General features: G+C 65.6%; 20 protein-coding genes. 11 read left to right on the plus strand and 9 right to left on the minus strand.

Translation table 11 applies throughout. From position 1 onward, the window contains the following. Positions 1-211: 211 nt before the first annotated feature. The 3 genes from gudD to kdgD form a co-directional block, all read right to left on the minus strand. The gene (gene gudD, locus ABWY06_RS08360) at positions 212-1,567 is read right to left on the minus strand and encodes a glucarate dehydratase (RefSeq protein WP_353925107.1); all 1,356 of its coding nucleotides are present in this window, start codon (positions 1,565-1,567) and stop codon (positions 212-214) included. Between the two features lie 189 nt (positions 1,568-1,756). After that, a complete protein-coding gene (locus ABWY06_RS08365) occupies positions 1,757-3,199 on the minus strand; it encodes an aldehyde dehydrogenase family protein (RefSeq protein WP_353925108.1) in 1,443 nt (480 codons plus the stop codon). Positions 3,200-3,256: 57 nt separating this feature from the next. Next, positions 3,257-4,168 carry a 5-dehydro-4-deoxyglucarate dehydratase gene (kdgD, locus tag ABWY06_RS08370; RefSeq protein WP_353925109.1) on the minus strand — a complete coding sequence of 304 codons (912 nt, stop codon included), beginning with the start codon at positions 4,166-4,168 and terminating at the stop codon, positions 3,257-3,259. A gap of 342 nt (positions 4,169-4,510) precedes the next feature. On the opposite strand from kdgD, the gene ABWY06_RS08375 reads away from it, so the two are divergent. The 6 genes from ABWY06_RS08375 to ABWY06_RS08400 all read left to right on the plus strand — a co-directional run bounded on the left by ABWY06_RS08375 (position 4,511) and on the right by ABWY06_RS08400 (position 10,159). Further along, entirely contained in the window at positions 4,511-5,329 is an 819-nt protein-coding gene (locus ABWY06_RS08375; protein WP_353925110.1) for an NAD-dependent epimerase/dehydratase family protein, read from the plus strand. A 57-nt stretch (positions 5,330-5,386) separates the two neighbouring features. Further along, positions 5,387-6,271 carry an SMP-30/gluconolactonase/LRE family protein gene (locus ABWY06_RS08380; protein WP_353925111.1) on the plus strand — a complete coding sequence of 295 codons (885 nt, stop codon included), beginning with the start codon at positions 5,387-5,389 and terminating at the stop codon, positions 6,269-6,271. Between the two features lie 59 nt (positions 6,272-6,330). Next, complete coding sequence (locus ABWY06_RS08385; RefSeq protein ID WP_353925112.1) at positions 6,331-7,302, plus strand: TRAP transporter substrate-binding protein; 972 nt, start codon at positions 6,331-6,333, stop codon at positions 7,300-7,302. 67 nt (positions 7,303-7,369) lie between these two features. Beyond that, positions 7,370-7,897, plus strand: coding sequence for a TRAP transporter small permease (locus ABWY06_RS08390; protein ID WP_353925113.1), 528 nt, complete (start codon positions 7,370-7,372; stop codon positions 7,895-7,897). Then, positions 7,898-9,178, plus strand: coding sequence for a TRAP transporter large permease (locus tag ABWY06_RS08395; RefSeq protein WP_353925114.1), 1,281 nt, complete (start codon positions 7,898-7,900; stop codon positions 9,176-9,178). A gap of 66 nt (positions 9,179-9,244) precedes the next feature. Then, entirely contained in the window at positions 9,245-10,159 is a 915-nt protein-coding gene (locus tag ABWY06_RS08400; RefSeq protein ID WP_353925115.1) for an EamA family transporter, read from the plus strand. Between the two features lie 32 nt (positions 10,160-10,191). On the opposite strand, the gene ABWY06_RS08405 is transcribed toward ABWY06_RS08400, so the two are convergent. Continuing rightward, the gene (locus tag ABWY06_RS08405) at positions 10,192-10,935 is read right to left on the minus strand and encodes a FadR/GntR family transcriptional regulator (RefSeq protein WP_353925116.1); all 744 of its coding nucleotides are present in this window, start codon (positions 10,933-10,935) and stop codon (positions 10,192-10,194) included. Positions 10,936-11,053: 118 nt separating this feature from the next. Here ABWY06_RS08405 and ABWY06_RS08410 point away from each other — a divergent pair, with 118 nt between their 5' ends. The 5 genes from ABWY06_RS08410 (at position 11,054) to ABWY06_RS08430 (ending at position 15,584) form a co-directional block, all read left to right on the plus strand. Continuing rightward, complete coding sequence (locus tag ABWY06_RS08410; RefSeq protein ID WP_353925117.1) at positions 11,054-11,935, plus strand: aldose 1-epimerase; 882 nt, start codon at positions 11,054-11,056, stop codon at positions 11,933-11,935. A gap of 150 nt (positions 11,936-12,085) precedes the next feature. Beyond that, positions 12,086-12,721 carry a tetratricopeptide repeat protein gene (locus ABWY06_RS08415; protein ID WP_353925118.1) on the plus strand — a complete coding sequence of 212 codons (636 nt, stop codon included), beginning with the start codon at positions 12,086-12,088 and terminating at the stop codon, positions 12,719-12,721. A gap of 193 nt (positions 12,722-12,914) precedes the next feature. Further along, positions 12,915-13,394, plus strand: a complete 480-nt coding sequence (locus ABWY06_RS08420; protein WP_353925119.1) for a hypothetical protein — start codon at positions 12,915-12,917, stop codon at positions 13,392-13,394. 227 nt (positions 13,395-13,621) lie between these two features. Then, positions 13,622-14,896 carry an outer membrane protein transport protein gene (locus ABWY06_RS08425; protein WP_353925120.1) on the plus strand — a complete coding sequence of 425 codons (1,275 nt, stop codon included), beginning with the start codon at positions 13,622-13,624 and terminating at the stop codon, positions 14,894-14,896. Between the two features lie 70 nt (positions 14,897-14,966). Beyond that, positions 14,967-15,584, plus strand: a complete 618-nt coding sequence (locus tag ABWY06_RS08430; RefSeq protein WP_353925121.1) for a response regulator transcription factor — start codon at positions 14,967-14,969, stop codon at positions 15,582-15,584. On the opposite strand, the gene ABWY06_RS08435 is transcribed toward ABWY06_RS08430, so the two are convergent. From ABWY06_RS08435 to ABWY06_RS08455, 5 genes are all read right to left on the minus strand, one after another. Further along, on the minus strand, positions 15,553-17,328 hold the full coding sequence (locus tag ABWY06_RS08435) for a hybrid sensor histidine kinase/response regulator (RefSeq protein ID WP_353925122.1): 1,776 nt from the start codon (positions 17,326-17,328) through the stop codon (positions 15,553-15,555). The genes ABWY06_RS08430 and ABWY06_RS08435 overlap by 32 nt on opposite strands. A 3-nt stretch (positions 17,329-17,331) precedes the next feature. Further along, positions 17,332-18,411, minus strand: coding sequence for a lipase secretion chaperone (locus ABWY06_RS08440; protein WP_353925123.1), 1,080 nt, complete (start codon positions 18,409-18,411; stop codon positions 17,332-17,334). 87 nt (positions 18,412-18,498) lie between these two features. Next, the gene (locus tag ABWY06_RS08445; protein ID WP_353925124.1) at positions 18,499-19,425 is read right to left on the minus strand and encodes an esterase/lipase family protein; all 927 of its coding nucleotides are present in this window, start codon (positions 19,423-19,425) and stop codon (positions 18,499-18,501) included. A 403-nt stretch (positions 19,426-19,828) separates the two neighbouring features. After that, positions 19,829-20,380 carry a glutathione peroxidase gene (locus ABWY06_RS08450; protein WP_353925125.1) on the minus strand — a complete coding sequence of 184 codons (552 nt, stop codon included), beginning with the start codon at positions 20,378-20,380 and terminating at the stop codon, positions 19,829-19,831. Between the two features lie 197 nt (positions 20,381-20,577). Then, a complete protein-coding gene (locus tag ABWY06_RS08455; RefSeq protein ID WP_353925126.1) occupies positions 20,578-21,363 on the minus strand; it encodes a glutathione S-transferase family protein in 786 nt (261 codons plus the stop codon). Positions 21,364-21,383 lie beyond the last annotated feature (20 nt).

A 21,383-nucleotide genomic window follows, 5' to 3' on the forward strand; every position in this document is an offset into this window, starting at 1 on the left:
GTCTCCAGAGGGTGCGCTCGGATGGAAACAGCGACGCCGGACGTACCGGCGCCGCTTCGCTCAAGGACGTGCGGGAGCCAGAGGTAAAGCACCGGCCTGCCACCCGTATCGTCGTGCGCCCATGTCCAGTGAAGGCGACCGAGGCTCAACAGAACGGCCCGCCAGGGCAGGGTCCCGTAACCCGGGTGCGTGGGATAAGCCGAGCGCTGGCTCAACGCACCAGGCACGGGCGTTTGTTGTCGAAGCTCCAGTTGGGGATCAGGTACTGCATGGCCGCGGCGTCATCGCGCGCGCCCAGGCCATGGCGTCGGTACAGCTCGTGGGCCCTGGCCAGGGCATCCCAATCCAGCACGACGCCAAGGCCCGGCGTCTGCGGCACCCGCACCTGGCCGTCGACGATCTGCAAGGGGTTGCGCGTCAGGTGCTGGCCGTCCTGCCAGATCCAGTGGGTGTCGATCGCGGTGACCTTGCCCGGCGCGGCGGCGGCCACATGGGTGAACATCGCCAGGGAAATGTCGAAGTGGTTGTTGGAGTGCGAGCCCCAGGTCAAGCCCCAGTCGCGGCACATCTGCGCCACCCGCACCGAGCCCTGCAGGGTCCAGAAGTGCGGATCGGCCAGGGGAATATCCACCGACTGCAGCTGCACCGCGTGACCCATCTGCCGCCAATCGGTGGCGATCATATTGGTGGCGGTCGGCAAGCCGGTCTCGCGGCGAAACTCGGCCAGCACCTCGCGGCCGGAGTAGCCGTTCTCGGCGCCACAGGGGTCCTCGGCGTAGGCCAGCACCCCGCGCAGGTCCCGGCACAGGCCGACCGCCTCAGGCAGTGACCAGGCGCCATTGGGGTCCAGGGTGATTCGCGCTTCGGGAAAGCCTTCGGCCAAGGCGCGCACGGCCTGCACTTCCTGCTCGCCGGCGAGGACACCGCCCTTGAGTTTGAAATCCTTGAAACCATAACGGCCATGGGCCGCTTGTGCCTGGCGCAGGATCGCCTCGGTGGTCAGCGCCGGCAGATTGCGCGCGCGAAACCAGGGGTCGTCGGCATGCTCTTCGTCGCGATAGGCCAGGTCGGTGTCGCGACGGTCGCCGATGAAAAACAGGTAGCCGAGCATCTCCACGCGGTCGCGCTGCTGACCCTCGCCCAGCAGCGCCGCCAGGGGCACGCCCAGGTACTGACCAAGCAGGTCGAGCAGCGCGGTTTCCAGCGCGGTGACCGCGTGAATGGCCACACGCAGGTCGAAGGTCTGCAAGCCGCGGCCGCCGCCATCACGCCCGGCGAAGGCCTGCCGCGCACGGTTGAGCAGCCGTTGGTAATCACCGATGGATGCGCCCAGCAGCAGGCCGTGGGCCTCGTCCAGGGCCTGGCGGATCGCCTCGCCACCGGGCACTTCACCCACCCCGATGTGCCCGGCGTTGTCTTTGAGGATCAGGATATTGCGGGTGAAATAGGGCCCGTGGGCGCCACTCAGATTAAGCAGCATGCTGTCCTGTCCGGCCACCGGTACGACCTGCAGCTCGGTGATCCGCGGGGTGCCGGCAAAGGCCCCGGCAGTCTGTTCTGTACTCATGACCCTTCCCCTGTTGTTGTGCAGTCGGGTTTGACTGGTGCAGCACACAAAAAGCCGCGCGAGCGGCCATGGCATGTTTCGCAACATGGCGCGTGCGGTTGTTTTAATAGGCCGCTGAAAAACCTAGGCGAGGCCGCCGAGCCTGTTTTTAACGCCGTATCGGCAACGCAGCCAGTTATCGACCGCCTGTTAGCCGATATAGGTGGTTTTCACCGTGGTATAGAACTCCTGGGCGTACTTTCCCTGCTCACGACTGCCATAGGACGAGCCTTTGCGCCCGCCGAACGGCACGTGATAGTCGACCCCGGCGGTGGGCAGGTTGACCATCACCATGCCGGCCTGGACGTGGCGCTTAAAGTGGTTGGCGTACTTCAGCGAGGTGGTGCAGATGCCGGCGGACAGGCCGAATTCGGTGTCATTGGCCAGGGCCAGCGCCGCCTCGTAATTGGCGACCTTGACGATATTGGCCACCGGCCCGAAGATTTCTTCGCGGCTGATGCGCATCTCGGCGCTGCTGTCGGCGAACAGGGTGGGCGCCAGGTAATAGCCGTCTTTCGCGCAGCTCACCCGTTCGCCGCCCGCCACCAGGCGTGCCCCTTCCTGTTTACCGATCTCGATATACCTGAGGTCCTGGTCGAGCTGCGCCTGGGAGACCACCGGGCCGATGTCCACACCCTTCTCCAAGGCATGGCCAACCTTGATCGACTTCATCCGCTCGACCATGGCCTCGACGAAACGGTCGTGGATACCGGCGGTGACGATCAACCGGCTGGAGGCGGTGCAACGCTGGCCGGTGGAATAGAACGCACTTTGCACGGCCAGCTCGACGGCCACCTTGAGGTCGGCGTCGTCAAGGATCACCTGGGGATTCTTGCCACCCATTTCCAACTGGACCTTGGCCTGGCGGGCCACGCAACTGGCGGCGATGCCGCGGCCGACCCCCACCGACCCGGTAAAGCTGATGCCGTCGACCTGCGGGTGCTGCACCAGGGTCTCACCGACCACCCGGCCGCTGCCCATCACCAGGTTGAACACCCCGTCCGGAAAACCGGCGCGGGAAATGATCTCGGCGATCGCCCAGGCACAGCCCGGGACCAGATCGGCGGGCTTGAGCACCACGCAGTTGCCGTAGGCCAGGGCCGGCGCTACTTTCCAGGCGGGAATGGCGATGGGGAAATTCCATGGGGTGATCAGCCCCACCACGCCCAGCGGCTCGCGGGTCACTTCCACCGACACGCCAGGGCGCACCGAGGTCAGCAAATCGCCGGACTGGCGCAGGCATTCGCCGGCGAAGAACTTGAAGATATTGCCGGCACGGCTCACTTCGCCGATGGCCTCGGGCAGGGTCTTGCCCTCTTCTCGCGCCAAGAGGATGCCGAGCTCCTCGCGGCGGGCGAGGATCTCGCTGCCGACCTTGTCCAGGGCATCGCTGCGCGCCTGGATGCCCGACGTCGACCAGGCCGGGAAGGCGGCACGGGCGGCGGCGACCGCCTGCTTGACCTGCAGCGCATCGGCCTGGGCGTATTCGCCGATGACATCGCACAGGTCCGAAGGGTTGATATTGCTCGAATAGCTCTCGCCGGCCAGCCATTGACCGCCGATAAAATTGTCGAAGCGTTGTACGTTAGCCACTGAAGGCCTCCTCAGGGGATACCGCTCGCCGGCGAGCGGTGAAGTAAAAGGCCGGGGTTACTGCGCACCCTGGGCATGGATCAAGGCGGCCAGCTTTTCGTATTCGTCCGCCCGCAGCTCGGTCAACGGCGCGCGGACCGGGCCGGCGCTGTGGCCGACGATCCGCGCGCCGGCCTTGACGATGCTCACGGCATAACCCGCGCAGCGGTTGCGGATCTCCAGGTAGGGCAGGAAGAAGTCATCGATGATCTGGCCAACCGCGGCCTGGTCTTCCCGGGCGATGGCGCCGTAAAAATCCATCGCGGTTTTCGGGATGAAGTTGAACACCGCCGAGGAATACACCGGCACGCCCAGGGCCTTGTAGGCCGCGGCATAGACCTCAGCGGTCGGCAGGCCACCGAGGTAACTGAAGCGGTCGCCCAGGCGGCGACGGATCGACACCATCAGTTCGATGTCGCCCAGGCCATCCTTGTAACCGATCAGGTTCGGGCAACGCTCGGCCAGTTGCTCCAGCAGCGCCGCGGTCAGGCGGCAGACGTTGCGGTTGTAGACCACCACGCCGATCTTCACCGACTTGCAGACCTGCTCGACGTGGGCGGCAACCCCTTCCTGGCTGGCTTCGGTCAGGTAATGCGGCAACAGCAGCAGACCCTTGGCCCCCAGGCGTTCCGCTTCCTGGGCGTACTGGATGGCCTGGCGGGTCGAACCACCCACGCCGGCGAGAATCGGTACACCGCCAGCGCAGGTGTCCACCGCGGTCTTGATCACCGAGGCGTATTCGTTGGCCGCCAGGGAGAAAAACTCACCGGTGCCGCCGGCGGCGAACAAGGCGGTCGCGCCATAGGGGCTCAGCCACTCCAGGCGGCGGGCGTAGCTGGCGGCATCGAAATCGCCAGCGGCATCGAAGTCGGTCAGCGGGAACGACAGCAGGCCGGACGAGAGGATGGACTTCAGTTCTTGTGGATTCATTGTGCGAACACCCTGTGCAACATGTGATGGGTACGGAGGCGATGATTGCCCGCGAAGAGATACGTTATCGTACAACATTAAGAAATACCACTCCCTCTTGGTGGACTCCCACTGCAAACCCCTCGCAGCCCGATGTCGCGCCTTGACGTCAGCGAAAGCCTTATAAGACCGCCGCCGCATGGCGAATAGCCGGGTATAAAGGCGACGAGTCGCGGATGATGAATCCGCTGAATATTCCCCCTAAGTCGCGTTGACAGCAGGTGAATGGCTGATGATAATCGGACGATGTCATACGACAACCGATAACACATCATAATAATAATTCAGCTTCAGGGCCCCACCATGACCACCACCCTTGCCGCCATTCCCTTTAAACGCCTGCTGCTGACCGGCGCCGCCGGTGGCCTCGGCCAGGTGCTGCGCGAGCGCCTGCAGCCCTATACCGAGGTGCTGCGCCTTTCCGATATCGCCCCGCTGACCGCCGCCCGCGGCCCCCACGAGGAAGTGGTGCATTGCGACCTGGCCGACAAGGCGGCGGTTGACCAACTGGTCGACGGCGTCGAGGCCATCCTGCATTTCGGTGGCGTGTCGGTGGAGCGCTCGTTCGAGGAGATCCTCGGCGCCAATATCTGTGGGGTATTCCATATCTATGAAGCGGCCCGTCGGCACGGCGTCAAACGGGTGGTGTTCGCCAGTTCCAACCACGTGATCGGCTTCTACAAGCAGGGCGAGATCCTCGATGCCCATTCGGCGCGTCGCCCCGACGGCTACTACGGGCTGTCCAAGGCCTATGGCGAAGACCTGGCGAGTTTCTACTTCGACCGCTACGGCATCGAGACCGTCAGCCTGCGCATCGGCTCTTCCTTTCCGGTACCACACAACCGCCGAATGCTCAGCACCTGGCTCAGCTATGACGACCTGACGCGGCTGATCGAACGCGCGCTGTACACCCCCGATGTCGGCCACACCCTGGTCTACGGGATGTCGGCGAACCGCGAGGTCTGGTGGGACAACCACCTGGCGGGCCACCTCGGGTTCGAAGCCCAGGACAGCTCGGAGCGCTTTCGCCAGCAGGTCGAGGCGCAGCCCCTGCCGGCCGCCGACGACCCGGCGCGGGTCTACCAGGGCGGTGCCTTTATCGCGGCGGGCCCCTTCGACTGAGCCCACGCCCTGGCGTACCCGGCGCTTCGATCCAGATAACAACAAGAGACACAGGCCATGCACGCAGAATTGCTCGTCGATGCCCGCAACGCCGTGGGCGAAAGCCCGGTCTGGGTAGCCCAGGAACAGGCGCTGTACTGGGTGGATATTCCCGCCGGCCGCCTGCACCGCTGGAGTGCCGCCAGCGGTGCCAGCAGCTGGCAAGGGCAACAAATGCTCGGCTGCATTGCCCGCCGCGCCGACGGCAGCTGGCTGGGCGGCATGCAGAGCGGGTTGTTCGGGCTGCGTCCGCAGGCCGATGGCAGCCTGGCCAGCCAGGCGCTGATCGACACCCCCCACGCCGTATCGGGCATGCGTTGCAACGATGGGCGCTGCGACCGCCAGGGGCGTTTCTGGGTCGGCAGCATGCTGCTGGACATGGCCGCGGGACTGCCAGTGGGCAGCCTCTACCGCTACGACGGCGGCCAGGGCGGCGCGCTGACCGTCCACCTGGGCGATTTGATCGTGCCCAACGGTCTGGCCTTCAGCCCGGACGGTCGCACCCTGTACCTGTCCGACTCGCATCCCAGCGTGCAGGCCATCTGGGCCTTCGATTACGACATCGACAGCGGCACGCCGAGCAATCGTCGCCTGTTCGTCGACATGCGCCAGCACCCCGGCCGCCCCGACGGTGCCGCGGTCGACGCCGACGGTGGCTACTGGATCTGCGCCAATGATGCCGGCCTGGTGCACCGCTTCACCCCGAACGGAAAACTCGACCGTTCGCTGGCCGTGCCGGTGAAAAAACCGACCATGTGCGCCTTCGGCGGCAGCCGCCTGGACACCCTGTACGTCACCTCCATTCGCCCCGACGGCGACCTGACCGACCAGCCCCTGGCCGGGGCGGTGTTCGCCCTGCAAGCGGGGGTCAGCGGCCTGGAGGAGACCTGCTTTCACGGCTGAACCTGATCACTGCATCCACCCAACACCGACATCACAAAAACAAGACCGGAGAACCACCGATGAACGTCAAACGCACCCTGCTCACCCTCGCCGTGCCTGTCGCCTTCAGCCTGTCGGGCTTGGCACAGGCGCTGGACATCAAGTTCGCCGACATCCACCCGGCCGGCTATCCAACGGTGGTGGCCGAGGAGAACATGGGTAAAAAACTGGTCGCCGCCAGCAATGGCGAGCTGACCTTCCGCATGTTCGCTGGCGGCGTGCTCGGCTCAGAGAAGGAAGTCATCGAACAGGCCCAGCTCGGCGCCGTGCAGATGGCCCGTGTCAGTCTCGGCGTGGTCGGGCCGGTGGTGCCGGACGTCAATGTCTTCAACATGCCGTTCGTCTTTCGCGACCAGGCCCATATGCGCAAGGTCATCGACGGCGAGATCGGCCAGGAGATCCTCGACAAGATCACCCAGTCCGAATTCAACCTGGTGGCACTGGCCTGGATGGACGGCGGCACCCGCAACATCTACAGCAAGAAGCCGGTGCGCACCCTCGAGGACCTCAAGGGCATGAAGATCCGCGTGCAGGGCAACCCACTGTTTATCGACACCATCAACGCCATGGGCGGCAACGGCCTCGCCATGGACACCGGCGAGATCTTCAGCGCCCTGCAGACCGGCGTGATCGATGGCGCGGAAAACAACCCGCCGACCATGCTCGAGCACAACCACTACCAGAACGCCAAGTACTACAGCCTGACCGGCCACCTGATCCTGCCCGAGCCGCTGGTGATGTCCAAGGCCACCTGGGAGAAGCTGACCCCCGAGCAGCAAGCCCTGGTGACCAAGGTGGCCAAGGAAGCACAACAGGAAGAGCGGGTGTTGTGGGACGCCAAGTCCGCCAGCAGCGAAGCCAAGCTGAAGGCGGCCGGCGTCGAGTTCATCACGGTCGACAAAAAGCCCTTCTACGACGCCACCGCGTCGGTCCGCGCCCAGTACGGCGCGCCCTACGCCGCGATGATCAAGCGTATCGAGGCCGTGCAGTAATCCCGTCACTCTGATAATGCCGCGGCGCCGGGTACAGACCCGGGCGCTGCGAGCGTGGTGAAGCCCCATGAGAAGTACGCTGCTGCAGTTTAACGACAGGCTCTACATGGCCTGCATCTGGGTCGCCGGCCTGGCCGTGCTGACCATGACCCTGATCATCCCCTGGGGCATCTTTGCCCGTTACGTACTGGGCACCGGTTCCAGCTGGCCCGAGCCGACCGCCATTTTGCTGATGGTGGTGTTCACCTTTATCGGCGCCGCCGCCAGCTACCGGGCCGGCGCGCATATGGCGGTGGCCATGGTGACCGACCGGATGCCCCCGCCGCTGAAGGCCTCTGCCGCCATCCTGGTGCAGCTGCTGATGGCGGTCATCTGCCTGTTTATGACCATCAAGGGCTATTCGCTGTGCAAGGCCACCTGGGGCCAGTACATGAGTGCGATGCCGACCCTGCGAGTCGGCCTCACCTATGCGCCGATCCCCCTCGGCGGCCTGCTGACCCTGGTCTTCGTGCTGGAAAAACTCTTTCTGGGCGACCAGAGCAACCGCCGGGTCGTACGTTTCGACCTGGTCGAAGAAAACGAAGGTGCCGCTTAAATGGACGCGCTAATCCTGTTGGGCAGTTTTATCGTCCTGATCCTGCTGGGCATGCCGGTGGCTTACGCCCTGGGGCTGTCGGCGCTGATCGGCGCCTGGTGGATCGATATTCCGTTCGATGCCCTGATGATCCAGGTCGCGGGGGGCGTCAACAAGTTCTCCCTGATGGCCATTCCGTTCTTTGTCCTGGCCGGGGCAATCATGGCCGAAGGCGGCATGTCCAGACGGCTGGTGGCATTCGCCGGGGTGCTGGTGGGTTTCGTGCGCGGCGGCCTGTCGCTGGTCAATATCGTCGCCTCGACCTTCTTCGGCGCCATCTCCGGTTCCTCGGTGGCCGATACCGCCTCGGTCGGTTCGGTGCTGATCCCGGAAATGGTCAAGAACGGCTACCCCCGGGATTTTTCCACCGCGGTCACCGTCAGCGGTTCGGTGCAGGCGCTGCTGACCCCGCCCAGCCACAACTCGGTGCTCTACTCCCTGGCCGCCGGCGGCACGGTGTCGATCGCCTCGCTGTTTATGGCCGGGGTGATGCCGGGCCTGTTGCTCAGCGCGGTGATGATGGGCCTGTGCCTGATCTTCGCGCGCAAACGCAACTACCCCAAGGGTGAAGTGATACCGCTGCGCCAGGCACTGAAAATCGCCGGCGAGGCGCTCTGGGGCCTGATGGCCATGGTGATCATCCTCGGCGGCATCCTCTCCGGGATCTTTACCGCCACCGAGTCGGCGGCGATCGCCGTGGTCTGGTCGTTCTTCGTCACCATGTTCATCTACCGCGACTACAAGTGGCGCGAGCTGCCCAAGCTGATGCACCGCACCGTGCGGACCATCTCCATCGTGATGATCCTGATCGGCTTCGCCGCCAGCTTCGGCTATATCATGACCCTGATGCAGATCCCGATGAAGATCACCACGGCGTTCCTGACCCTGTCGGACAACCGCTACGTGATCCTGATGTGCATCAATGTCATGCTGCTGATGCTGGGCACCGTGATGGACATGGCGCCGTTGATCCTGATCCTGACGCCGATCCTGATGCCGGTGATCCTCGGCATCGGCGTCGACCCGGTGCATTTCGGCATGATCATGCTGGTGAACCTGGGCATCGGACTGCTCACTCCACCGGTGGGCGCGGTGCTGTTCGTCGGCGCGGCGGTCGGCAAGGTCAGCATCGAAAGCACGGTCAAGGCCTTGCTGCCCTTCTATGCCGCCCTGTTCCTGGTACTGATGCTGGTGACCTACGTGCCGGCGATCTCGCTGTGGCTGCCAAGCGTGGTGCTGTAACCTCGACGCCCCGGGACGCGCCGCCCGGGGCGGCGTTTCCCATTGGTCCAAGGAATCCCGCCGCTGATGCCCGCCTCCGCCCCCTTCCCGCGCCACTTCGCCGTTTTGCTGTTGGCCTTGCTGGCCAGCGCCTTTGCCGCCAACCATATCGCCGCACGGATCGCCTTCGACCACGACACCGGCCTGCTGCTGGCGATCCTCTGCCGTTCGGGGGTAACCCTGCTGGTGCTCGCTGGCCTGCTGTTGTGGCAACGCCAGTCGCTGCGCCTGCCGGCGGCTACCTGGCGCTGGCAGCTGCTGACGGGGCTGCTGATTGCCATCCAGAGTTTCTGCATCTATTCGGCCGTGGCACGGATTCCAGTGGCGCTCGCGCTGCTGGTGGTGAACCTGGCGCCGATCCTGCTGGCGCTGCTGACCTGGGCCCTGGGCGGCGGCGCACCGAGTCGCCGCTCGGCGCTGCTGATGGGGCTGATCCTGGTCGGCCTGGTGTTCGCCCTGGATGTGCCCGCGCGCCTGGCCGGACAAGGCACGACCGACGCCCGCTGGTGGCAGGGCATCGGCTTTGGCCTGACGGCCGCCGCGGTGTTCGCCTGCGCGCTGCGCATCACCGATACCCGCTTGAAGCAGCTGAACGGCACCCTGCGCAGCACCCTGACGCTGCTGGTGGTGTTTCTCAGCACGGCGGTGGCCGGTCTCAGCGGCCTGTTGCCTGGCGGTCTGGGCTTGCCCACGGCCGCGCCTGGCTGGTGGGCGCTGGCCTGCCTGGTGCTGTTGTACGGGGTGGCGTTTTCCCTGCTGTTCGGCTGCATGGCGCGCCTGGACATCGGCCGCAATGCGCCGGTGATGAACGTCGAACCGGTGGCGGGGCTGTTCTTTGGCTGGCTGATCCTCGACCAGACGCTCAGCGGCGGCCAGTTGTTCGGCGCGCTGATCGTGGTCGCCGGGATCCTGTTGCTGACCTACCGGCGCACGCCAGGATGAGCGGAAACTCCGCCCCGGCCCCGGAGTGGGACTCAGGCCGGGGTTTCGGCTTCTTCGTGGGCCCGGCGCAAGCGCTCGCGGCTGTTGGTCAGGTGCAGACGCATGGCCGCCCGCGCCGCCTCGGGGTCCTGACGGGCGATGGCCTCGTAGATTTCCTCATGCTCGCGGCTCAGCCGCGCCAGGTAGTGCTGCTGGTCGTCGTGGGCGATGCGCGCGGAGTTCAAGCGGGTACGCGGGATGATGCTGGTCCCCAGGTGCGTCATGATGTCGGTGAAATAGCGATTGCCGGTGGCCTCGGCGATCTGCAGGTGGAACTGGAAGTCCGACACCACCGCATCGCTGGCATGGGCGGCGTTATGAAAACCGTCCAGCGCCGCGCGCATCAAAGCCAGCTCCTCGGTGCTGCGCCGCGCCGCGGCCAAGCCGGCGGACTCCACTTCCAGGCTGATGCGCAGCTCCAGAATCGCCATCACGTCGCGCAGGGTGACCACGGTCGCCGGGTCGATGCGAAAGCCGCTGGGGCTGGGGGTGTCGAGCACGAAAGTGCCGATGCCGTGGCGGGTTTCCACCAACCCCGAGGCCTGCAGCCGGGAGATCGCCTCACGCACCACGGTGCGGCTGACCCCCTGGGTCAGCATGATGGCCGACTCGGTCGGCAACTTGTCACCCCGCTTGATCAACCCATCGCGGATCTGCTGGGACAGTTCAGTCACCAGTTCCTGGGCAAGGCTGCGGTGCTTTCTGCGCACACGCGGCTCGGGGCTCGGGGTGTCCATATCGGTGTTCGGTCTCGGCTGAAGGGCAAGGCCCTTATGATAGCCCAGGCAGTTGTACGATGACACCGCCACGGCCGCGCCTGTGCGTGGGCCTTTACTCAGGCTCCAGGAGGTTGCCGTGTCCCCTGACTTCTTGACCCTCGCAGACGGCCTGACTCGCCTGACCCTGGCGCCCGCCTGCGGCGGCAGCATCGCCAACTGGCAGCTGCTTGCCGGCGGCCAGCCCCTGCTGCGCCATGCCAATGAACAGGCGCTGGCCAGCGGCCTGCCTCGCCAACTGGGCTGCTACCCGCTGGCGCCCTGGTCGAACCGCATCGCCGACGGCGGCATGGCCCTGCCGTCGGGCTGGCTGGCCCTGGCGGCGAACACCGACCATGACCCTTATCCCCTGCATGGCAGCGCCTGGCAGCAACCCTGGCAGGTGATCAAGCACGCCCCCCGACGCGCGCACCTGCGCCTGGAGAGCGACCAGCCGTTCGCTTACCGCGCCGAGCAAGTGTTCACCCTGCAGGGCGGCTGCCTGAACATTCGCCTGGACGTCATCCATCGGGCCTCCTTCAGCGCTTGGCATGGCCTTGGGCTGCACCCCTACTTCCCGCGCACCCCCGCGACCCGCCTGCTGGCAGCGGCCAAGGAGGTGTGGGTGGGCGAGCCCGGCCGGTTGCCGCACCGCCAGGTCGAGCTGCCGGCGGCCTGGGATTTTCGCCAGCTGAGTACGCTGCCCGAGACAACGGTCGACCACGGCTTCAGCGGCTGGAACGGGCACTGCCGGATCCTGCAACCAGACCTCGGCTACGCCCTGGACTGTGCCGCCAGCGGCGCCGACCACTACCTGCTGTATTGCCCCGCCGCGGCGCCGTTCTTCTGCCTGGAGCCGGTCAGCCATCCGATCAATGCCCACCATTTACCTGGCCGGCCTGGCCTGCGCCTGCTCGAGCCCGGCGAGTCTCTGCGCCTGGAGTGGCAGCTGCGCTGCTCGCCGCTCGACGAGGGTCACTGACCGCCCGCGACCGCATCCGGCACGGTACGCTTGGCCCGGAGCGACGAGTCAGTCACAACTGGACAAAACATAGCCAAATGCTATTGCCGTGCTTGCCGGTTTTTTGGAAAATCGCAGCCCCCCAACTGATCACTCTCAAAGGCCTTTGAAATGGACTTTCCCCTCGCCAAACGGCTTGCTCCCCTGTTGTTCTGCCTTAGCCTGGCCAGCGGCATTGCCGGCGCGGCCGAGTTCGAGAGCGAAACCTGCACCATTGAAGATGAGTACTCGGATCTGACGGGCACCGATGTGCTGCGTGCAGCCAAAGAGGGCCACGCCACGGCGCAATTCAGCCTGGCCTGGAACTATGAATCCGGCTCCGAAGGTTTCAAGCAGGACGAAACCAAAGCCACCCAGTGGTACCAGAAGGCCGCCGAGCAAGGCCATGTCTGCGCGCAGTTCAACCTGGCCCACGCCTACGAAAATGGCACCGGCATCGAGATCGACGAGGAAAAATCCTTCTACTGGTACACCCAGTCCGCCAAACAGGGTGACAGTGACGCGCAGTACAACCTGGCGGTGTCCTATGAAGAAGGCACCGGCACCAAGCAGGATTACGCTCAAGCCCTGGTCTGGTACCGCAAGTCCGCCGACCAGGGCGACCCGGATGCGCAATTCGAAGTCGGCAATTTCTACGCCAAGGGTTACTCGGTGAAAGCCGACCCCAAAGAAGCGCGCAAGTGGTATGAGAAGGCCGCGACCCAGGGCCATGAAGCCGCCTTCGATGCCCTGGAAGCCATGGACTGAAGGTAGCGGTTAAGCACAATGCGCTATATGCGTCATAACCGGGCAATAGAAACGATTTAAAAACAGCCATTTACGACGTAAAGATACCACTACACTTGAGGTTAAGCGGTCTACCGCTTCCGGCCGGGACCGACGTCCATAACTGCGCTGCCACGCACCCAGGTCCCGGCCGGTCTTCTTCAGTGAGGGCCTTATGGGTATCGCCGCCAGTGAACTGAGCCAGCACGTGATCCGCCCCACCCTGATTTACCTGGGGCGGCATAACGCCAGTGCCGAAGCCTTGTTGCTCGGGGCGGCGGCCAGCCAATCGGCCCTCGGCTGGGCTCTGGACGACCGCCGTGGCCATGGCCTCTACCGGATCGACGCCCGCCGCCATCAGCTGCTCTGGGACCGCCACTTGGCCCGTGACCCCGAGCTGGCCAGCCAGGTACGCGGACTCGCCAGCCAGCACGCCTTCCTGGCCGCACCGCACCTGGAACTGACGGTTAACCTGCGTTATGCCACCGCCATCGCCTGGATGCTGGTGGAGGCCGAACAGCTCCCCCTGCCCGCCGCCGACGACCTGCTCGGGCTGGCGCGCCTGTGGCGCCAGGTATTCCAACCCCAGGGTCGCCTGCGGGATTTCACCGATGCCTGGTCGCGCTGCGTCGGCACCCTGCCGCAAGTGGCCTGACTCCGGCCCAAGTCTGATGATGGCGCACCGACAGCGCCGCGCACCCGCCGCTCTCGCCTCCTGGCGAGACAACTGCGGAGCACTGCACAGTACTCGCTAAAAGGCCCTTAAAAACAGTCAGACTGTCAGACAATATCCTTATAAATCATAAGCTTCTGTAGTTGGCAGCGGTCTGGGAACTCTGCTAGTTTGCCTCCCCCGCTGCCTTCCCTGCACAGGAGTTCCCGATGAAACACGCCTGGATCAAGACCACCCTCGCCCTGACCATCGGCACCGTGGCCGGCCACAGCCTGGCCAACGGCATCGCCATTAACGAGCAAAGCGTCAGTGGCATGGGTACCGCCTTCGCCGGCCGTTCGTCCTCCGCCCAGGATGCCAGCACGGTGTTCGGCAACCCGGCCGGGCTGGCCAAGCTGAAGCGTCGGGAAGTCAGCGGCGGTATGGCCGTGGTCGATGCCAGCGTGGACATCCACGATGCCCAGGGGCCAGCCGACAGCAGCAACAAAGGCGATATGGTGCCGTTCGCCGCCGTACCCTTCGGTTACTTCGCCACGCCCCTGAACGACGACTGGCACTTCGGTTTTGGCCTCTACGTGCCCTTCGGCGTGATCAGCGACTACGAGAAGAGCTTCCAGGGCCGCTACAAGGGCTTGTACAGCAAGGTCCAGGTGGTGACGCTGCAACCCACCCTCAGCTACAAGGTCAATGAGCGGGTCTCCGTCGGCTTCGGACCGACCTTCAACACCATCGACGGCAAGCTGACCAACAACCTGGCGACCAAGGGCCTGCTGGGCGCCGAACGCGACACCAAGCTCAGTATCAAGGGCAACGACACGGCGCTGGGCTACAACCTCGGCGTGCTGGTCGACCTGACCCCGAGCACGGCATGGGGCCTGACCTATCACTCCAAGGTCGACTACAGCCTGGAAGGCCATACCCAGGTCAGCAACGCGCCGGCTGGTCTGAACCTCAATGGCAACTATGACGCGGGGCTGGACATCAGCCTGCCGGAGTCGGTGGATACCTCGCTGACCCATCAACTCGACGAGCACTGGACCCTCTACGGCGGCGCGACCTGGACCCGCTGGAGCCGCCTGGAACAGATCCTGGTGGAGAACCAGGGCGTACCGGCCTTGGGCCAGAGTCTGGGTTTCGGCACCCTGACCGAACAACTGCAGTGGGAAGACACCTGGTCCTACGCCTTGGGCGCCGCCTACCAGTTGAACCCGCAATGGGTGTTGCGTGCCGGTTTGGCGCTGGACGCCGCACCGACCACCAATGCCCAGCGCAGCGTGCGCATTCCGGTGGGCAACCGCAAGGTCGTCTCGCTTGGCGCCGGCTGGTCACCGAACCCGGACCTGACGGTGGATATCGCCTACTCCTACCTGCGGGAAAACGAAGCGCCGATCGACCAGCATGAATCGGATTTCCAGCCGGCCTACAGCGCCAAGTTCGAGAACAGTGCCCACGGTCTGGGCACGCAAATCACCTACCGCTTCTGATAGCCAAGGCTGATTGCGCTACACTCGCGCGGCGAGCATAACCACAAGAAAAAGCCGCGCGAGGTACGCCATGACAGCGCTCTGCACTGCCCTGCCCGAACAACTCTGCCTGTTGCTGGTGGATGACCATCGGATTTTCCTCGACGGCCTGAGCCTGGCCCTCGGCCCGCTGAGCCCGGGCCTGCAGATCCATACCGCACAAACCGCCGCCGAAGCCGAAACCTGCTTGGAGCAGCGTGATTTCGACCTGATTCTGCTCGACCTGCGCTTGCCCGATCTGCCGGGCCTGGAACTGCTGCAACGCTGGCAGCAGGCCGGGCGAATGACCCCGGTGGCGATCCTCAGCGCCAGCGATTCGGCCCAGGATGCCGAGGCCGCACTGGCCGCAGGGGCCCTGGGTTTTATTCGCAAAAGCGCCGACGGTGAGGACCTGCGCCTGGCCGTGACCCGGGTATTGCTTGGCGAGACCCTGCCGGCACCGCTGCAGGCGCCGGGCAGCGCCCCCACGCCCCGCCAGCGCGATATCCTGCTGCTGCTCGCCGAAGGCCTGCCGAACAAGGCCATCAGCCGCAAGATCGGCCTGTCCGAAGACACGGTGAAAACCCACCTGCGCGCCTTGTTCCAGGAACTCGACGTGCACACCCGCACCGCCTGCGTCAGTGCGGCGCGGCAGCGTGGCTGGCTGTGACGGCCGGTGGCAGCAACAAGCCCAGCGCCTGACGCAGCCGCGCCGGCAGCAGCGGCTTGGCCAGCAGCGTGACATGGACCAGGGAGCAGCGCTCCTGCAGTTCGGGGCTGACATCGGCACTGATCAGCACGGCCGGCAGCATCCGCCCGGTTCGCTCGCGCAAGGCCTCGATGGCGCTCAGGCCGTCTTCCGCCGCGGCCAGGCGGTAGTCACTGATCAGCAGCTGCGGCAAGGCCTCTGCCAGCACCCCGAGGGCCTCCGACAGGTCCGCGCAGGGCCAGACCTCGCAGCCCCAGCGCTGCAGTAAGCCAGCCAGCGCTTCACGACCCGCCGCGTCGTCCTCTAGCAGCAGAATCCGCCCGTCCAGCGCCTTGCCGAGCACCGGCGCTGGCGCGGCAGGGCCCGCGGCACTGAGGGCCAGGCGCAGGCGAAAACGCGCGCCCTGCCCCGGGCTCGACTGCAACACCAGCGAGTGTTCGAGCAGCGCCGCCAGTTGACGGACGATGGCCAGGCCCAGGCCCAGACCGCGTTCGACATTGCGCCCCGGGTTGTCCAGCTGACGGAACTCCTCGAACACCACCTGCTGTTCCGCCGCCGTCAGGCCGCGACCGTCGTCGCCCACCTCGAGCATCACCGCGTCGTCTTGCCGTTCGGCGCGCAACCAGATCCGCCGGGCCTGGGCATGGCGCTGGGCATTGTTCAGCAGGTTGCGCAACAGACGTTCGAGCAACAGCGGGTCGCTGCGCACCCAGAGCGGCGGGCAGTCGAGGTCGAGCGGCGTGCCCTCGGGGCCGGCGGCCAGCCGCGCCTCGTCGACCAGACGGCCAAGCAGAGGTTGCAGGTTTACCGCCTCGGGGCGCGCATGCACCCCGCCCGGCAAGGTCAGGCGGGTGTAGTCGAGCAGCGACTGCAACAGCCGGCTGAGCTGCTCCACGGACGTGCTGAGACGGGTGCAGACCTGGCGGATGGCCGGCTCCTGGGCCTGTTCGAGCAAATGTTGGGCGTACAACCCCATGGCATTGAGCGGCTGGCGCAAATCGTGACTGGCCGCCGCCAGCAGGCGCAACTTGCGCGAGTCGTCGGCCTCGGCGCGCAACCGCGCCAGGTCCAGCAGCCGCAGATTGAGCCAGGCGCTGCGCTGGCCCTGCTCCTGCAGGTAGGCGCCGACACTGCCGATCAGGTTGGCGCAGCCGAGAAAGAGTCCCTGGTAGGCGAGGCTCGCCCCCGCATCGGTCAGCAGCAGACCGAGCAGCAGGAACAGGCCACAAAAGGCCCAGGCCGCCAGGCTGGCGGCGCGAAACGACAGGCCCAGCAGCACATAGCCAAACAGCAGCAGCAGGAACAGGCCATCGTAGGGCATGGCCACGCCCTGGGCCCAACACAGGTGAACGATCAGGGCGACGCTGGCGCCGTTGATCACATAAGTCAGGCCATACAGCCGCTGCGCGCGACGCGCGGGACTCTGCGGGCGGCGGCAGTACAGGTAGGCCAGCAGCAGACTGGCCAGGGCCAGCAGACGCAGTGGCAGCACCGACAACGCCACGGCGTTGGGCATCAGGGCGAAGTCCAGCAGGGTGTAGACCAACTGAAACAGGACGGCCGAGCTGGCAATCAGCAACAGCCGCCGGCGCATGCGTTGGACCCGGTGTTCGAGGAACGCGGACTCCAGCTCGGGAGCAAAACGCAGCCCGCGAAAGCCCCGCTGCTGCTGGGCCAGCAGCAGGCGCTCGACCTCGGCGGTCATGTCTCAGAGACCGGGCGTCGGGTCGGCCTCGGTTTGTTTGGCGGCAATCGCGTCATAGGTCTCCACCCGGTGCTGGTCGTCGGCCGAGAACAGACGCTGGCGCAACTGCTGGGCCTGGGCGCGTTGATCGTCGACACCAAGGCCGGTACTGGACAAACGAGTCAGCTCCTGACGGTAACTGTCGTAGTGCTGTTGCCAGGCACGATCGGCGCGCTGTTCGGCGAGCAAACGCTCGACCGTCGGCGGATCATAGGTCATTGCCAGGACAGCGCGCACCTGCTCTTCGCTGGCACCGTCGCGCCACAGTTGCTCGCGTTGCGCCTGCTGCTCGAGGGCCTGGGCCTGGCGCAGTTCGCTGTCGCGCAGGGCCTGGGGCAGCTGTTCGCGCAACGCCTCCACCGCCTCGGCCTTGGCCGTGGCCGACAGGTCCTCGCGGGCCTGCAGGCTCATGGCGTCCAGGGTGTAGCGTGCATAGCTCTCCTCGGCGCCGAACAGGGCCTCGACGGCCGCGTCGCTCAGGTGCGCTCGACGCAGCTGGGCCAGGCTGTCAAAGGCCTGCTGCAAGGCCTGCAACTGACCGGCGGGCGCACCCTGTTGCGCCGCGCTCAGGGGTTGCTGCAGCAGCGCCAGGCTGGCGGTCTTGTACTCCAGGTAATCGCCCAGCAGGCGTGACAGCTGGCCCAAGGCCGGCTCCTGCAGACGCCCGCCGGCATTTTCCACCAAGGCGCCCACGGCGGCGTCCAGGCCGACCTGATCGGCGGCGCTGAGGAAATAATCGAAATAATCGCGAAGCGCCAGGTCCAGCACCAAGTTGCCGGCGGCATCGGTTTTCAGCTCACCGTCGATCTCGGTGCCCGCCATGCCCGGCACCAGCGGTTGACGCAGCGCCTGGGTGGCGAGAGGCCGCGCGGCCAGGAGCGCCGGCAATGGACGGGGCGCAGTCGTGGCTACAGCCGCGGAGACAGGCGCCGGGTTTGTCATCGCAGGCGCGGCAGGACTCGGCCAGCGCCCATACAGGGTCAAGCCGGCAGCGCCCAAGCCCAGCAGCAGGGCCAGGCCAGGAATCAGGAAGGAACGTGTCATTTGAACTCCAGCGACGGCGCCAGGCAGCGCCGAGGGGGGAACCATACGCCGCCAGCCGGACCCCGGGGCCCGGCCGCCGACGCCCTGTTAGACGCCCTTGAGTTTCAGGCGATTGGCATGCTGGCGGTACAGCGACACCGGGTCGCTCCAGCCGCGAACACCGAACAGGTGGTTGATCGCATCGACGTGGTTCATGTTGTAGCCATCGCCGAGCATCTCGCCCAGGTAGGTGGAGCAGGTGCCCACCAGGCCATCGTTTTTCTCGCCGGCGAACACCAGCCCGGTGATCGCCAGGAACGGATCGACGGCGTCGAACACGTTGGTGTACGCCGAGTTGCCGGTCCAGGAGTAGTAAAGAATGGTCTTGCCGCGCACGTTCTGCACCGCGCTGGACTTGGCGCAGTAGCTCGCGGTGTTGACGCCCCAGGGATGGCGACTGTTGAGCGCGGCGGTGCCGGGAGTGGTCAGGGTTTTCAGCGCGGCCAGGCCGTCCTGGTTGTTGTCGCTGCCCGACAGCAGGTTGATCACCGCACCGATGGCATTGGCGATGGCATTGGCCCCGCCTTCGACGCCACTGCCGGGCGGTACGATGCCGCGCAGCACGTCGGCGACCCTGGAGCCCTTGTTGACGCCATTGACCGAGGTCACCGAGGCGACCAGGTCCGGGCGCAGCGAGGCCGCCACCCGGGAAGTGGGCGACCCCTGGCTATGGCCGATCAGGTTGACCTTGCCGCCGTTGGCGGTGGCCCAGGGCACGATCTGCCGCGCCAGCTCGGCACCGCGCTGTTCGCTGTCGTTGAACGCGGCAACGCTGGCGACATAGACCTTGGCGCCGTCGCGCTCAAGGTTCCAGGGGATGGTGTGGAAGTAATTGACCAGGCCACCGAGGGTATTGAACCCGGTGACCCCGTGCACCAGCACGATGGGGTATTTGGTCTGGGTGTAGTTGGCGTGGGCTTCGACGGCTCCGAAGAGCGCCACACTCGCCAGGGCGGTGGTCAGTACACGACGCATAAGTGCCTCCTGTCATTTTTTATTGTTATTGAACGTCCGGGCACGCCGGGCAAGGCTGTCCGGCGTAGGGCGAGTCTAGGCACGCGCAGCGTCCCGGCCTATCGCCCAGATGGGTGAACCCAACCAAGGATGGCTAACGACAATTCCGCTCTGTGCTAGGGCCGGCCGTGCGGATAGTGTCCACAGGCCCTAGGCCCTGTGAACCATCACCTTGCAGGCGGCCAGGGTGACTCTGGCCCGCGCCTGGGCTGGGGCCATTTTTTGCGGCAACGCGGCGTGTATGGCGAGCTCGCGATCGCCAGCCGCGGCTCGATGTGTCGTGCGCCTGGGGCATAAAAACCACAGGCAAAAAAAACCGGGACTGGCGCCCGGTGCGTTCAGCAGGTGACGTTCTCAAGTCGGGTCAAGGCGGCGAGGCGATCGCCTGCTCCACCGCCTCGATCAGCGCCGGATCATCGGGTTTGACCTTGCTGCCAAAACGGCTTAACACCCGGCCCTGGCGGTCGACCACGTACTTGGTGAAGTTCCAGCTCGGCGCCTCGCTTTGCGCCGCCAACTCACGGAACAGGGGAATGGCGTCGGCGCCGCCAACGACCTGGGGCTCGGTCATGCTGAAGGTCACGCCGTAATTGAGGAAGCAGACCTTGGCGGTTTCATCGCTGTCCTGCGCCTCCTGACGGAAGTCATCCGAGGGTACGCCCAGTACCTCGAAGCCCTGGTCCCTGTAACGCTGATAGAGGGCTTCAAGCCCCTTGAACTGCGGAGTGAAACCACAATGGCTGGCGGTATTGACCACCAGCAACGGCTTGCCGGCAAAGCGCTCACAAAGGTCGATAGACGCCTTACCGCGCAGCTGGGTCAACTCGCCCTGGAGCAGCGGCGGGCATTCGGCGGCCTGCAGCGTGGACGCGCCAAGTAACACAAGCAGGGCCAACAGTGGGCGCAAAGGGTTCATCGGACTGACTCCAGACAGGACAGATCAGACCCTAGCAGATCCTCGTATTCCGTTGCAGCGACAGCCGTCCACGGGACTCCCAGGCTCAGCCGCAGAGCTCCGACACAATAGCAGCAGGCCCGCGATCAAACCGGGGGCGGTTACGCCGGGCTTATCCGCACCCGTGCCACCGGCTCGATTGGGCGCCGGCACCAGCGTCATTGCCCGTTCGGCAGCGCCGGCGGCGAAGGCGGAAAATACGCCCGCCCGCGCTGCACTTCCCCGTCCAGGAAGGCCTCGAGTCCATGGCGAAAGGCGAATTCGATTCGCTCACCCCGCCACTGATGGCGCAGCTGCTTGGTACTGGCCCGGGCACGGGCGAAGGCCTCTTCCACGGCGACGGCATCCTGCTCGCCAATAGGGGTTTGCCGGATGCGCCTCATCCAGGCCGACAGCGTGGGGAAGGCATCCACTGCAACGCCCAGGGGGACCACACCGACCAGTTGGGCGTACAGCGCGATATCGGCGAGGCACAATCGGTCACCACAGAGGAACCGCTGCGAGCCAAGCTCGCGCTCGAACTGCGCCGCCAACGCCCGCACTTCATCGGCCCCCTGGGCGGCCATGGCACTCGCCAACGGCGCGTCCTTGCAGATCACCTTTCCGGCGAACACTGCATAGATGGCGGCGTCGAGGGTGCTGTCGCAGAGCGCCTCCAGCTGCCTGGAGCGTGCGCGCTGCCCAGGTTCAGCGGGCAGCATGGGGTTCGCCGGGTAGGCCTCTTCGAGGTATTCGCAGATCACCCTGGAGTCCCAGATCACCCGATCGCCATCCTGGAGGATCGGCACCTCTCCACGCGGCGACTTCAGCTTCAGTTCGGCGCTGGCGCCCCCTTCGCCGAACAGCCCCTCCATGACGCAGCTGTAGACCAGACCCTTATGGTCGAGCGCCATCTTCACCTTACGGGAATAGGGAGAAAACGGATTCCAGAACAGGATGATCATTGGCGCTCCTAACAATCGCC

Source organism: Pseudomonas sp. (genome assembly GCF_040514055.1).
Classification (GTDB): Bacteria; Pseudomonadota; Gammaproteobacteria; order Pseudomonadales; family Pseudomonadaceae; genus Aquipseudomonas.

Excerpts from the sequence above, each read along its gene's own strand:
- gudD (WP_353925107.1), bottom strand. The coding sequence starts at position 1,567 with ATGAGTACAGAACAGACTGCCGGGGCCTTTGCCGGCACCCCGCGGATC.
- kdgD (WP_353925109.1), bottom strand. The coding sequence starts at position 4,168 with ATGAATCCACAAGAACTGAAGTCCATCCTCTCGTCCGGCCTGCTGTCG.
- ABWY06_RS08375 (WP_353925110.1), top strand. The coding sequence starts at position 4,511 with ATGACCACCACCCTTGCCGCCATTCCCTTTAAACGCCTGCTGCTGACC.
- ABWY06_RS08380 (WP_353925111.1), top strand. The coding sequence starts at position 5,387 with ATGCACGCAGAATTGCTCGTCGATGCCCGCAACGCCGTGGGCGAAAGC.
- ABWY06_RS08385 (WP_353925112.1), top strand. The coding sequence starts at position 6,331 with ATGAACGTCAAACGCACCCTGCTCACCCTCGCCGTGCCTGTCGCCTTC.
- ABWY06_RS08390 (WP_353925113.1), top strand. The coding sequence starts at position 7,370 with ATGAGAAGTACGCTGCTGCAGTTTAACGACAGGCTCTACATGGCCTGC.
- ABWY06_RS08395 (WP_353925114.1), top strand. The coding sequence starts at position 7,898 with ATGGACGCGCTAATCCTGTTGGGCAGTTTTATCGTCCTGATCCTGCTG.
- ABWY06_RS08400 (WP_353925115.1), top strand. The coding sequence starts at position 9,245 with ATGCCCGCCTCCGCCCCCTTCCCGCGCCACTTCGCCGTTTTGCTGTTG.
- ABWY06_RS08405 (WP_353925116.1), bottom strand. The coding sequence starts at position 10,935 with ATGGACACCCCGAGCCCCGAGCCGCGTGTGCGCAGAAAGCACCGCAGC.
- ABWY06_RS08415 (WP_353925118.1), top strand. The coding sequence starts at position 12,086 with ATGGACTTTCCCCTCGCCAAACGGCTTGCTCCCCTGTTGTTCTGCCTT.
- ABWY06_RS08420 (WP_353925119.1), top strand. The coding sequence starts at position 12,915 with ATGGGTATCGCCGCCAGTGAACTGAGCCAGCACGTGATCCGCCCCACC.
- ABWY06_RS08425 (WP_353925120.1), top strand. The coding sequence starts at position 13,622 with ATGAAACACGCCTGGATCAAGACCACCCTCGCCCTGACCATCGGCACC.
- ABWY06_RS08430 (WP_353925121.1), top strand. The coding sequence starts at position 14,967 with ATGACAGCGCTCTGCACTGCCCTGCCCGAACAACTCTGCCTGTTGCTG.
- ABWY06_RS08435 (WP_353925122.1), bottom strand. The coding sequence starts at position 17,328 with ATGACCGCCGAGGTCGAGCGCCTGCTGCTGGCCCAGCAGCAGCGGGGC.
- ABWY06_RS08440 (WP_353925123.1), bottom strand. The coding sequence starts at position 18,411 with ATGACACGTTCCTTCCTGATTCCTGGCCTGGCCCTGCTGCTGGGCTTG.
- ABWY06_RS08445 (WP_353925124.1), bottom strand. The coding sequence starts at position 19,425 with ATGCGTCGTGTACTGACCACCGCCCTGGCGAGTGTGGCGCTCTTCGGA.
- ABWY06_RS08450 (WP_353925125.1), bottom strand. The coding sequence starts at position 20,380 with ATGAACCCTTTGCGCCCACTGTTGGCCCTGCTTGTGTTACTTGGCGCG.
- ABWY06_RS08455 (WP_353925126.1), bottom strand. The coding sequence starts at position 21,363 with ATGATCATCCTGTTCTGGAATCCGTTTTCTCCCTATTCCCGTAAGGTG.